The sequence below is a fragment of the Vibrio sp. HENC-03 genome (assembly GCF_000305755.2).
In the GTDB taxonomy this organism is placed as follows: Bacteria; Pseudomonadota; Gammaproteobacteria; order Enterobacterales; family Vibrionaceae; genus Vibrio; species Vibrio owensii.
This window is the reverse complement of sequence record NZ_JH976057.1, coordinates 1-226: the sequence shown is the minus strand read 5'-3', so window position 1 is coordinate 226 and position 226 is coordinate 1. Positions and strand designations below refer to the sequence as shown.

At 51.8% G+C, this 226-nt stretch carries 2 tRNA genes; both read left to right on the top strand.

Annotation, left to right across the window (positions count from 1 at the left end):
* Window positions 1-26: 26 nt before the first annotated feature.
* Window positions 27-103: transfer RNA gene (locus VCHENC03_RS23155), tRNA-Ile, on the top strand.
* 39 nt (window positions 104-142) lie between these two features.
* A tRNA-Ala gene (locus VCHENC03_RS23160) sits at window positions 143-218 on the top strand.
* The last annotated feature ends 8 nt before the right edge of the window (window positions 219-226 follow it).

Here is a 226-nt window from a genome sequence, read left to right as displayed (position 1 = left end):
GGTTTATAAGTAAAAGAGACGATACTGGGTCTGTAGCTCAGGTGGTTAGAGCGTTCGCCTGATAAGCGAGAGGTCGGTGGTTCGAGTCCACTCAGACCCACCAATTTCTTTTGAAATTGGTATGCAGTATCGACACCTTGATGGGGCTATAGCTCAGCTGGGAGAGCGCCTGCCTTGCACGCAGGAGGTCTGCGGTTCGATCCCGCATAGCTCCACCATCTTTAAG